This window comes from Citrobacter telavivensis (genome assembly GCF_041807075.1).
Lineage (GTDB): Bacteria > Pseudomonadota > Gammaproteobacteria > Enterobacterales > Enterobacteriaceae > Citrobacter_A > Citrobacter_A telavivensis.
Window position 1 is genome coordinate 92,265 of sequence record NZ_JBGUBF010000009.1, and the last position, 11,772, is coordinate 104,036.

Genomic DNA, 11,772 nt, shown 5'->3' on the forward strand with positions numbered 1-11,772 from the left:
GTACTTCTTGAAAACGGTTGTCTGTGGTTAACTTTCATCTGGAATAGTCTAAAGTTGTTAACTTTAAGTAAACGGTCATGGATAATACTGAGAAAATAGATCAACGCGCATGGCACTATGTGAATCTGATATTCCTGATGCAGATAGTGGGCGCATCCTCTTCCCCAATTATCATTTCTTTAGGAGGCATGGTTGGCGCAAAGCTTTCAAGCACGCCTTCTTTAGCGACATTGCCCGTTTCACTTTATAGCATAGGGATGGCGCTAGCAACCTTGCCTGTTGGCTACTTAATTGCTCGTTTTGGCCGGCAATCTACTTACCTGATGGGGGCGCTGATTGCTGCTATTGGAGGGCTTTTTGCAGCCTATGGCGTTTACAGCGCTTCTTTTCTGAATTTCTGTATTGGTGCAGTCCTGGCGGGAGGCTACGGCGCCTGCGTACAAAATTACCGTTTTGCAGCTATTGATTATCTTCCTGGATGGGCACATCCAAAAGCGATTTCTCGGGTGATGCAGGGGGGACTGGTTGCTGCTGTATTAGGGCCGCAGCTGGTTATTTTGGGACAGGACATTTTGGACGTTCCTTTGGTCGGCAGTTTTCTCAGCCAGTCCGTGCTGGCACTCATCGCTATAATTTTGATTTTATCTGTGGGCCGGTTGACGACAGGGCTTGTTGTACCTGAAGAGGATAAAATCACGGAGCAAAGCGAAAGACAGGAAAATAACGTTCCCAGGCAACCAAGAACAATTCTGCAGATTATAAAAAGTTTCCGCTTTATTGTCGCCGTGACTGCCGGATTAACATCTTATGGTTTGATGATGTTTATGATGACGGTAACGTCGATGGCTATAGTCGACGCCGGTCATTCAATCAATCATGCAACGTTGGGCGTACAGTGGCATATTTTAGCGATGTATCTCCCCAGCTTTTTTACCGGTAAGATCATGACCCGCTATGGTAAGTTGCCTGTCACCATACTGGGTTTTCTAATTATTGCTCTCTCAAGCGTTTGTTATTTTATCGGCAACAGCGTATTCATTTTTTGGAGTGGATTTGCGTTACTGGGGCTGGGCTGGAACTTCAGTTTTATTGGCGCGACCGCGTTGGTGACAGAGTGTTACCATGCAAGTGAGCGCAGTAAAGTACAATCATTGAATGACCTATTGGTTTTTGGTGCCTCTGCTATCGCCTCGCTGATATCCGGACAGTTGTATCACTCCCTCGGTTGGATAAACCTCAATTGGCTCACTTTTATTCCTATTGCGCTTGCAGTATTGCTTTTGTTGAGGCTTTCAAAGAAAGGACTCGTGGGTCAGGATTAGCACCTATATCCAGGAAACTGAACGAGACATTATCGGTTTTACCAGAGCACTTCAGGGCAACCGGGGCGAAATCCGCATCGGGAGGAGGTAAAGTGAATGTAACGAGGGTGTGCAGAAGGGAGATAAGGGTTACAGCGATACCCAGGGAATACTGGAAGTGAAATATAGCGGGTAAATTATCGTGCTGAAAACAGGTGGCGGTTCTTTCGGTTCCTTATTTTATTATTAATCATCTCCCTCCTTCAGGGAGGCTGTCTGGAATTGTGCATTGAAAGCATTTCAGGCCTGCTCTGAACTTTCAGGCAGAAAAAGTCGTATTACCTTATCAACGAACAAATCATCCCGATCTTCTGCGTTATTGTCGCTATTTATTTCCCTCTCTTTGGTCGGGAAAATAAGTTTGCTTTCTTTCATGATTATGACGACTCTGTCCGCGTTGATCAGTGCCCGACGGTATCACGCTGAGGCGATTTTTAACATTAATACCGGTGGTACGGTGAGGGTTGACCACAACACTGGGCAGTTTTGGTGAGCTGAATATCTCTAACGCAGGTACTGTTTACCGTGATGATGCCAGCATGATTTCGCGCTCGCCCGGCAGTCGCCACCGTTCAGCCAGGAACGGCATGCTTCTCCTGCCATCCATACGACCATGCCGTTTGCTCCGGGATCAAAGATATCCGGAATGCTGGTGACGGCATTGGCAAAGGTACCGTCACCTCTTGCATTTGCATGTTTTTTATCCAGCCAGTTATTCTGACTGTCGATATGTTCTCCCGCGTGGGATGCGATATTTTCCGTATCAAACTCCTGATAGATATCGTAGAGGAGAGACGCGTCATTTTTCTTTCCGGCATCGTGGAGGTCATTAACAACTTTGGTGTATTTTTTCTGATCATCCACCCATACCGAATGATCCACCGGCTTATATCCCCAGTAAAAAGGGATAACAGGCGCGTATTAAGTGTTCTGCAAATTCCGGTGTCCTGATTCTGTTATGCTTCCCCGACGTCATTCACACCGTGCACCAGTATCACGATACAGGGCATAACCTTGTCTTTATCCTCTGACGGAGGGGCATCTGATTTATCGTTATCTTCTGACGGGGGGATATATGAGTCATCGTCCATTTCTGGCCTTGGTGGAAGCCAGCACCGGTTTTTCCTCTGTCAGTTATTATTTTTCTCCTCCGGTAGGCCCAAATCCGGATCGCAGCGCATATGATCCCAGCCGGTATAATTCTTCACTTCCGGAACTTTATTGGGGATATTTTGCCAGTTCGGTTTATGCGCATCGGTTATCCAGTGTTCAGGACCATCTACTGAATTCCAGGAGGTATATTCCCAGCCCCAGTCCATGCCTGAACTTCCGGGCTTCAGACGGTCATGCTGTAACACACCGTTATAATCCTTATAGGTGTAGGGGATACCTTTACCTCCAGGATTAAGCCGAGGATCGTCAAAGGGTTTTGAACTGATATACAGATCGCCCCAGTGGGTAAGAATAAACGCCTGGTCATTTACCACCGTCATGGACACCACATCTTCTTTTATCGGACGAGTATCTTCACCTGCAACTATCTTTATCCTGCCATCCATCATTCTGGCAGGAATATATTTACCGTACGGATCGGCCCCTCCTCCAGGACTGAATCGACCATCACCCCAGGTTTGTCCATAATCTTTGGAAACGATAAATCCCGAGAAATCGCCCCACGGAATAGAAATATATCGCTCCGAGGGATGAATATATTTAAAAAACGAGATCCTGAAGATGGGCGTATCCCGTGCCACCACTTCGGAACGAATAGCCCTTTTTGTATCGACATACCAGAGTGCGCCTTCACAGCGAAAGCCTTCCAGCTCCAGATAGCGATGATCGTCAAAACGGTAGATCACCTGTTTAGGTAATTCACGCGGACGGGGATCATGCTGATCGCAGCCGGCACACAAACAGCCACACGCCAGTAAAAACGCTCTCATTTTCATAGTAGCTCCGGCGGTACGGGATCTGGCTGATCCCACTGAGTTACTGGCACCCACTTCCCATTACGCCAGTCTATTTCCGTGCGTGGGCCATAATCATTGACCACGCCATTTTCCCCGGTGGGCATCGGTTTTTCACCTGTTTCTGGTTTATTCATCATTTTCTTGAACTCATCAGGCAATTTACCTTCTGAATAATATTGCCTCGTATATGTATCTGGATTATCCGGCCGACGCCAGTCTGCCTGTAATAATAAATCTCGCCAGAATTCTGTCTTTCTAAATGCCTTGTGCTGCCAGATATTGCTTCTTCTGCCATCGCTGCCAGTTCAGGTGCCATTCCAGGCCTGTTCAGCGGTGGAAACAATATTCCCACGCTGGCCGGTGGTGTTTGTTTCAGTTCCGCCAGTCTTCGTCAGATATTCATTATCCGGTCCATCACCGTTTCTGTTTTTCTTTCTCAGGCAATCCTGCGCTCATATCGCAAGACATATGATCCCAGCCGGTATAATTCTTCACTTCCGGAACTTTATTGGGGATATTTTGCCAGTTAGGTTTATACGCATCGGTTATCCAGCGATCAGGGCCATCTACTGAATTCCAGGAAGTATATTCCCAGCCCCAGTCCATACCTGAACTTCCGGGCTTCAGACGGTCATGCTGTAACACACCGTTATAATCCTTATAGGTATAGGGGATACCTTTACCTCCAGGATTAAGCCGAGGATCGTCAAAGGGTTTTGAACTGATATACAGATCGCCCCAGCGGGTAAGAATAAACGCCTGGTCATTTACCACCGTCATGGACACTACGTCCTTTCGTATCGGACTGGTATCTTCACCTGGTATAGCTGTCATTCCATAATCATCCTCCCTTGCAGGGATCCGTTTACCTTTACTGCCATAAGCATGCGGATCGGCCCCCCCTCCAGGACTGAATCGACCATCCCCCCAGGTTTGCCCATAATCTTTGGAAACGATAAAACCCGAGAAATCGCCCCACGGAATAGAAATATATCGCTCCGAGGGATGAATATATTTAAAAAACGAGATCCTGAAGATGGGTGTATCCCGTGCCACCACTTCGGAACGAATAGCCCTTTTTGTATCGACATACCAGAGTGCGCCTTCACAACGAAAGCCTTCCAGCTCCAGATAGCGATGATCGTCAAAACGGTAAATTACCTGTTTCGGTAATTCACGCGGACGGGGATCATGCTGATCGCAGCCGGCACATAAACAGCCACACGCCAGTAAAAACGCTCTCATTTTCATAGTAACTCCGGCGGTACGGGATCTGGCTGATCCCACTGAGTTACGGACACCCACTTCCCATTACGCCAGTCTATTTCTCTGCGTGGGCCATAATCATTGACCACGCCATTTTCCCCGGTGGGCATCGGTTTTTCACCTGTTTCGGGTTTATTCATCATTTTCTTGAACTCATCAGGCAATTTACCTTCTGAATAATATCTCCTCGTATATGTATCTGGATTATCCGGCCGACGCCAGTCTGCCTGTAATAATAAATCTCGCCAGAATTCTGTCTTCTCATACGCCTTACACTGCCCGATAGCCAGATCGTAGGTCATGGCCTTTTCCGGTACGTCGTCATTGCTGACAATGGATGAATGCTGACTGTAGGTGGTTCCTTTCAGAAGTGCCGACTCAATTTCATCTTCCTTCATACGGCGCTGTATTTTCAGTTTTTCATGTCGGGCGTAATAATCCACATCATAAACGTCTACCTTCTGACCGCTAATCGCCACGATATTATGCAGAGCGCTTACTTCAGACAGTTGCTCATTATTCAGGAACTGATAAAGTGGTAGCGTATGGAATTCAGCCGTATTCGGGATATCTATATTTTCCGTTACAAATGCTTCTGCCATCATGGCTGCGCGGGATATATTTACATCATTGCCGTCTATCGCTGATCTGTAGTTATTATCCTGGCCATTAAGTGTAAAGTTAAATGAAGCAGGGAGTAATGGTGCATTAATGATGACATCATTATATAAATAAATCACATCCTGAATGGGTTTATCCGGGTCCTTGATTTCTGGTTCTGGCACAGGAACCCTGTTCCTGTCTAATTTCCGGATATCCTTCGCAACATAACGATACCCTGTTTTATTTCCAACCGCTTCATCCTTGCAAAACACGCGCTGACGGATATTATCGCCCATGCTCCTGGATAACGGATCCGGAATACCACGCCAGCCCATTCCCTGTATCGGCATCATCGATACTACCTGATCTTCCGGGCAGAAATAGTTGTAGACCAGCCCAAAGTTATTACGGTTGTACGTTTCCGTAGCCCAGGCGGTTTGTCCTTCATCCGTCAGGCAATTGTTAGCATGCAACTGGCTAATATAATCAGCATTATGAGACGTACTGCCATCATGCAATCCATTTTTCTTCATCATATTACAGAAGTGCGCCAGGGTTTGTTGCCGTGCGTCATCCGTCTGCTGATTGCCTGGCTGACCATTTTCCTGCCAGCGGTTTTCCAGTGAATAGGGTGAATGGCACAGGATAACGCAGTCTGCGGGGTTTTGTTTTTCCGCTTTTACCCACATGTTCGCCAGCATGGTGATAATCGTCCCCTGGCTGTGGGCCACAACATTGATGGTGTCATTTTTTGCACCCGAATCTCTCCGGATCTTTAAAATCAAGTCAGCAAGGCGACGGGCAGCATACGCAATATAGATACGATGAGGGTTGCTGTATACAGGGTGCGTCCAGTCGCCGCCGTTCAGCCAGGATCGGGATGCTTCTCCAACCATCCACACAGACAGGCCGTTTGCTCCGGGACCAAAGATATCCGGAATGCTGGTGGTGGCATTGGCAAAGGTGCCGCCGCCTCTTGCATTTGCATGTTGCTTATCCAGCCAGTTGTTCCGACTGTCGATATGTTCTCCTGCATGGGCAGCAATATTTTCCTCATTAAACTCCTGATAAGTATCGTAAGGCAGATCCGCTTCATCATGTTTCTTCGTCAGGTCATCCCGGTAGCGTTTCTGATCTTCCACCCATGCCGAATGCTCCACTGGCTTATATCCCCAGTAAAAAGGAATAACTGGAGAATTGGCGACTTCCCCCTCCACATCCGAAATCATAAATTGTTCCGGCTGCCATGTATGTGGCTGAAAATCCTTCCGCCCCAGTCGCGTATTCAGTCCTCTGCAAATTCCGGTGTCCTGATTCTGATAGGCTTCCCCGACGTCGTTCACACCATGTACCAGTATCACGATGCAGGGCATGACCTTGTCTTTATCTTCTGGCGGCGGGGCGTCTGATTTATCGTTATTTTCTGACGGGGGAGTCTCTGATTTATCACTATTTTCTGCCGGGGAGAGGTATGATTTATCGTCATCTTCTGCCGGCGGGATATATGACTCATCGTCCAGTTCCGGCCTTGGCGGCAGAAAGTCCTGCTGCAATCCCGCCATATTCACCGTATTGCGGTGATTCATATACATTTTATCCGTCAGGCGGCAGGCCGGTTTCCCCTCAAAAAATACATCAAATGAGTGGCTTATCCACTCGGCCTCGGCCTTATTCGTTCCTGATTTCACCCCGCCCATGCTGCCCTGTTCATCGAACACGCTGCGCGCAAACTGCGACCCCAGGTTGGCTATCATATTGCCGCCATCGGCAAACACGCTGACCGTGCCTTTCACCAGGTCGGCAGAGTAGGCTTCGTTTTCATAGGGAACCGGTATGCCTTCTCCCGGCGTTTTACACACATCTGGGAGGGTATTGTGGCTGACGCCGCCGCTGCCTTTGTGGCACAGGGTTAGTCCGTTAATGTTAATGGTGATCATTTATCTGGTCCCTCATGTTTTGATAAGACAGCAGCGCCACGTTGTCCGTCGTCTGAAGAGGAAAGCAGCAGCGTATCGCCGGGGAGTGCAGACGAATGCATTCGCCATGCGGTCAGCGCCATATGCGCCACTAAACTCGCGCACCCCAGGTCGCCGGAAGCCAGCACGGGTTTTTCCTCTGCCAGTTCATGGTCTGTATAAGCATCCAGCGCAGGCAGGGTAAATCCCAGCTCATCTGCGCGGTACGGCTCGCCGTTAACGTCACTCACCACATGGAGCAATGAAGTCACCTTTGCCGTTTCCAGCGCCTGTATTGCAGCCTGGCGCAGGCCTCTGCCCAGACAAACGCCTTCATCTGAATACGTCACTTCTCCAACTGCCATGCCGGTGCCGCGAATATGGCACCACGGCCTGTGTTCTGTGGTAGCTGACGCCAGAACCAGCGCCGCCGCGCCTTCGGACGGTATCCGCCCGTAAGGATTTATCCTTATATATCCTTTGTGCGAGCGATGGCTGTTGTGTAGCAACCCTTCATCCTCCAGCCATGCCAGTGTGTCTGGCGACAGCCATGAATCCGCTGCCAGCAGAACGCTGACTGCGCCTTCCTGCAACGGGAAAGCAGTGAGTTTAGCCAGCATGGCAACCGCCTCTGCGCGCCCGCCATGCCGGATATAAACCGGGGAGTGAGACCATCCTGTGTATTCGGATATCGCTTCTTCTGCCATCGCTGCCAGTTCGGATGCCATTCCTGGCCTGTTCAGCGGTGGAAACAATATTGCCACGTGAGCTGGTGGTATTTGTTTCAGCTCCGGCAGGGTTGTTGTCAGTTCTGTCAGCACCTGCCGGAGCAACTGCCGGAAGCGTTCAGCTAAAGGTGCTGACGCTATTTCTGGAAAATAGCAGGCTCTGACGGGATACCTGCATCTGTCGGTCCATTGCGGATGTTTGCGAACCAGAGAAAACTGAAGACGATGGGCAATACCAGCCAGTGCCAGCGTGGGGCCAGAAGGAAAAATACAGGATGCAGCAATAATGGCGGTCACAGTAACGTCTCCCACTCCGGAAAATTTCCAGGAAGAGCTTTTTCTCTGACGAATAAACGCCGTTTTTCGTAAATGGTGGTGGATTCAAGCTGGTTAACCAGACGGTGGCAGGGTAAGGCACTGTGCCAGACCAGGCTGACACGGGGAAAATCAGGTTCGATAATCACGGTATGCAGTTTTGCCCGGTGTCGACGGACACTGCCGTCATAAAACAGTGTTCTGAATGCGGGGATGATGCGTGGAAGTGTAAACACGAGTAACCCATGTTGACCGTAACCCGGTGGCGTCAGATTTCCCAGACAAACCGTTTCACCACCATTCAGCCATCCTCCGGCATACAGCGGGGCGGGTGCGCTCTGCCAGTAACGTTCATCCATATTGTCCGGCGGTAATGGCGCACGGTACTTCCGCCAGTTGTCATCATATGTTCCGGCAAACTGCATCCGGCCAGGCCAGTATCGTGGCTGTACGCCAAACCCTGGTGTTGTCTCATCACCATAAAATTCAATCTGGGGTAATGCGGGTATTTCTGTTTCAGGAACTGCGTCAACCGGAATACCGTCCGGGTTATAGTGGCTGGCGTAGAATGAGAAAAATTCGCCCCGGTTCATTTTGTCGTAACTAAGCTGCGTACGGGTGAAAAGCGATGGCGGATTATATTGTTTGCCGTCCCACTGGCGCTCACCATATACGCGAGCAAGCCGGATAACACTCCCGACTTTCAGCCCGATGGGTAAATTACGAACGGCTTTTCCGTCAGGGGAGTATGCGTGACCATTCAGCACAATATCGGTTGCGCTTTTTGCCGGACCACAGTCGGTATCATAAAGCAGCGTTTTGCCATCATCCTGCAAAACCGGTCCGGTATTCACTGGCGACTGACGGGTAGACAATGCCGTGGTACCGTCAGGAAAGATATCCCATGTTGCCTTGAGTACGGTGATGCGAACCTCTTCACCCTGACGGTTTCTGATCCAGCTTCCTTTAACCTCATACGGGGTTTGATTATCTACCTGCCACATTTTGCTGTCCCTGTTGGCAGAAATAGCCTGCCTGTATTCATGCCCGGAATAACTCTCCGGCGAGGATTGTGCCCCGAATAAATTCGGAAGGTGGTTCAGTTCACCTCAATACGCCCGCCAGACAGGCGGTTTACTCCCTCGGCATCGCTGAGAATATATTCGCCCTTGATCACCACCTTACCGTTTGGATAAAGCGTTATGCGGGACTTACCGCAGCTCAGAGTGATTTTCTGGTTAGCCGTGAAGATCAGTTCGTCCGGCACAGTGGTGATTTCATCAGCTACGTTTTCCTGCTCATCCTGCGATATGGCTTTTATTAGTGTCTGTTGCATTTTGGTTATCTCATTGATTCGTTGTACCGGGATCTGTTGCTGGAAAAGCAGCCAGTTCAGAAAACTGCCCCATCCGCATCAGTGCCAGTGGGCGCAGATTCAGATAGCCCCTCCTGAGAACAGAACTCAGACCATCCGGTGTGGCAGGTTGTCCGCACAGATAAGGTAAACCCGCCGCAAAATATTCCTGCCGTGCTTGCCACCAGATCTCAAATGCTTTGCTCTCCGGCCAGACCACGCCCTGTTCAGGATCGCGTTCAGGGATTACTGCTGATTCAGTTGTCACTGTGACAGGGGCATCCTCATCATTTTTGCGTCGCCAGCCATCCTGTTCTGGGAGCGAACCGGTAATGGCAATAACGGACAGCACGCTAAGCCGTGCACAGTCCGGGGTGTCAAAATATGTCAGCAGGGACGGAATATAATCTGCCAGCCCGGACCAACCCATCGCCTGTATCAGTAAGCGGGTATCCGTGGCTTCTTCGGACAGACCACTCAGCAGAGCATGGGGGTTACATGCTGGGTGCGTTAACAGATATCTGACAGCAGAAGAGCGAATTCCTTCTTTTTTGCTTTGGGCCAGCAGGTAAAGTTGTTTGAGGGCGGTATCGGTATAGTTTCCTGCCACAGAACGCAGGCATAATATTGCGCGGCAGCCCTGGAGGATAAGTTCCTCATGGCCTGAAGAAAACACGCTTTCCATCGCAGGGATAAACAACGAGGAGCCGCTGCGATATAGATAATGCAGCAGATAGTCGACACACCGCCCCTGTTCAATAAGTATCCTGACGTCCTGCTGACTGAATACAACAGGGGGAAACGGACGGTGCCTGAGCGTTGCCGCATATGCCCTGCTCGCCGGAAGAGACAGCATCAGCGGCCACAATCGGGATTGCATCGGCATCCAGTCCATGACCGACAGTAGCACCGGGAACAGGCGTGGCATGGCCTGCGCCAACCCCAGGCAACCGGACAGCAAAGATTCGTTATCGGTACTGACAGCAAACAGCGCAACGGAAAATAGCTCTCCCGCCGTCAGCGGCTCCTGAAGTTGCCCCCGGAAGTAATCCTCCGTCTCTTCTTTTAACTGCACCATACCTTCCAGGCAGGTAAGAATTCTCTGATCAAGCCGGACAAGATCGCTGAGGGTGTGGCAGTAAGAAGAGAGCAGAACCCGCCGGGAACGGTGATCCTGCGCCAACAGATCTGCATATTGTTCCGCAAGCAAAGGCCGTATCGTCCGGGTCAGCATGATTTCACCTCATCATGCTTAGTTGAAGTGAATGTCACTGGCGACTCCTTTGATATAGTCTTCCGCCTTAATCTGGACTTTTACGCCATTGAGCAGGATGGTACCGTCTTTGTTCATTCTCAGTACACATTCACCGACTTGTATGGTTAGACTGTCAGTCACTGTCAGGGTGTAGTCCTTACCAACGGTGATATTTTGGGATTGTTCGACAGCCTCAGAGTCATTTCCCGTGATCCTGGTTTTCTGGTCGTTGCCCACGTTCTTGCTGCGATCGTGTGTGATTGCCATCGTCTGATCATTGCCGACACTGACACTCTGGTTGTTACCGATGGTTTCCGTATGGTCCACTTTCACATCGGTGGTGCGGTTGTTCAGCACTTCCGTATCCATGTTCTTCTGCGCGTGGATATAAACCTGTTCCTTCCCGGTTGCATCCTCAAACATCAGCTCATTAAACCCGCTGCCCTTGTAGGTCTTCGACCGGATGGTCATTTGTGTTTTTGTCCCCGGCAGATTCCCCGGTGAACGGTTATCCTGGTGGTAGGTGCGGCCCATGACTATCGGCTGGTCCGGGTCGCCGTTGAGGAAGTCGACTATCACCTCCTGGCCCACGCGCGGTATCGCGAGGTTACCGAAGCCGGTTCCGGCCCACGCCTGCGACACCCGCACCCAGCAGGAGCTGTCCTCGTTCCCTGGACAGTAACGGTCCCAGTGAAAGCGTACCCGCACCCGGCCATGCTCGTCGCAGAAGATTTCTTCCCCCGCCGGGCCGGTGACGATGGCGCTCTGCGGGCCGTCCACGCAGGGTTTGGGCAGGGGAGGGACGCGCCAGGTTCTGTCCGCCGGAATGACGCTGAAGTGGTTAGACAGCGTGGTGCCTTTACCCTGACTGCCGTGCAGCGCCTGCGGCTGGTCGCCCGTCAGGACGCTGCTCACCACCTGCCATTCCCGGTTCAGCGTGTCAGAGGGATGTCCGGTCAGGGTGA

General features: G+C 50.4%; 11 protein-coding genes. 1 reads left to right on the forward strand and 10 read right to left on the reverse strand.

The window, feature by feature from the left end; genetic code table 11:
- Nucleotides 1-77 precede the first annotated feature (77 nt).
- Nucleotides 78-1,322, forward strand: coding sequence for an MFS transporter (locus ACERJC_RS22950; protein WP_286631583.1), 1,245 nt, complete (start codon nucleotides 78-80; stop codon nucleotides 1,320-1,322).
- A gap of 543 nt (nucleotides 1,323-1,865) precedes the next feature.
- Here ACERJC_RS22950 and ACERJC_RS22955 read toward each other — a convergent pair.
- The 10 genes from ACERJC_RS22955 to tssI form a co-directional block, all read right to left on the reverse strand.
- On the reverse strand, nucleotides 1,866-2,243 hold the full coding sequence (locus tag ACERJC_RS22955; RefSeq protein ID WP_373672546.1) for a hypothetical protein: 378 nt from the start codon (nucleotides 2,241-2,243) through the stop codon (nucleotides 1,866-1,868).
- A 248-nt stretch (nucleotides 2,244-2,491) separates the two neighbouring features.
- Entirely contained in the window at nucleotides 2,492-3,310 is an 819-nt protein-coding gene (locus ACERJC_RS22960) for a T6SS immunity protein Tli3 family protein (protein ID WP_373672547.1), read from the reverse strand.
- Complete coding sequence (locus ACERJC_RS22965; RefSeq protein ID WP_373672548.1) at nucleotides 3,307-3,489, reverse strand: hypothetical protein; 183 nt, start codon at nucleotides 3,487-3,489, stop codon at nucleotides 3,307-3,309. Before ACERJC_RS22965 ends, ACERJC_RS22960 begins: the two co-directional genes overlap by 4 nt.
- Before the next feature lie 256 nt (nucleotides 3,490-3,745).
- The gene (locus ACERJC_RS22970) at nucleotides 3,746-4,582 is read right to left on the reverse strand and encodes a T6SS immunity protein Tli3 family protein (RefSeq protein ID WP_373672549.1); all 837 of its coding nucleotides are present in this window, start codon (nucleotides 4,580-4,582) and stop codon (nucleotides 3,746-3,748) included.
- Nucleotides 4,579-7,137, reverse strand: a complete 2,559-nt coding sequence (locus ACERJC_RS22975) for a T6SS effector phospholipase Tle3 domain-containing protein (protein ID WP_373672550.1) — start codon at nucleotides 7,135-7,137, stop codon at nucleotides 4,579-4,581. Before ACERJC_RS22975 ends, ACERJC_RS22970 begins: the two co-directional genes overlap by 4 nt.
- A complete protein-coding gene (locus ACERJC_RS22980) occupies nucleotides 7,134-8,195 on the reverse strand; it encodes a hypothetical protein (RefSeq protein ID WP_373672551.1) in 1,062 nt (353 codons plus the stop codon). The genes ACERJC_RS22975 and ACERJC_RS22980 overlap by 4 nt, the downstream gene beginning before the upstream one ends.
- A complete protein-coding gene (locus ACERJC_RS22985; RefSeq protein WP_373672552.1) occupies nucleotides 8,177-9,202 on the reverse strand; it encodes a DUF2169 family type VI secretion system accessory protein in 1,026 nt (341 codons plus the stop codon). Before ACERJC_RS22985 ends, ACERJC_RS22980 begins: the two co-directional genes overlap by 19 nt.
- Nucleotides 9,203-9,297: 95 nt before the next feature.
- Entirely contained in the window at nucleotides 9,298-9,534 is a 237-nt protein-coding gene (locus ACERJC_RS22990) for a hypothetical protein (protein WP_373672553.1), read from the reverse strand.
- Between the two features lie 10 nt (nucleotides 9,535-9,544).
- Nucleotides 9,545-10,786, reverse strand: a complete 1,242-nt coding sequence (locus ACERJC_RS22995) for a hypothetical protein (protein WP_373672554.1) — start codon at nucleotides 10,784-10,786, stop codon at nucleotides 9,545-9,547.
- A gap of 18 nt (nucleotides 10,787-10,804) precedes the next feature.
- Nucleotides 10,805-11,772: type VI secretion system tip protein TssI/VgrG (gene tssI / locus ACERJC_RS23000; RefSeq protein ID WP_373672555.1), on the reverse strand; the 968-nt coding region annotated here is incomplete at its 5' end.

Bases quoted from the DNA above. Each gene is read 5' to 3' on its own strand.
- ACERJC_RS22985 (WP_373672552.1), bottom strand. From the start codon at position 9,202: ATGTGGCAGGTAGATAATCAAACCCCGTATGAGGTTAAAGGAAGCTGG.
- ACERJC_RS22975 (WP_373672550.1), bottom strand. From the start codon at position 7,137: ATGATCACCATTAACATTAACGGACTAACCCTGTGCCACAAAGGCAGC.
- ACERJC_RS22995 (WP_373672554.1), bottom strand. From the start codon at position 10,786: ATGCTGACCCGGACGATACGGCCTTTGCTTGCGGAACAATATGCAGAT.
- ACERJC_RS22950 (WP_286631583.1), top strand. From the start codon at position 78: ATGGATAATACTGAGAAAATAGATCAACGCGCATGGCACTATGTGAAT.
- ACERJC_RS22960 (WP_373672547.1), bottom strand. From the start codon at position 3,310: ATGAAAATGAGAGCGTTTTTACTGGCGTGTGGCTGTTTGTGTGCCGGC.
- ACERJC_RS22990 (WP_373672553.1), bottom strand. From the start codon at position 9,534: ATGCAACAGACACTAATAAAAGCCATATCGCAGGATGAGCAGGAAAAC.
- ACERJC_RS22970 (WP_373672549.1), bottom strand. From the start codon at position 4,582: ATGAAAATGAGAGCGTTTTTACTGGCGTGTGGCTGTTTATGTGCCGGC.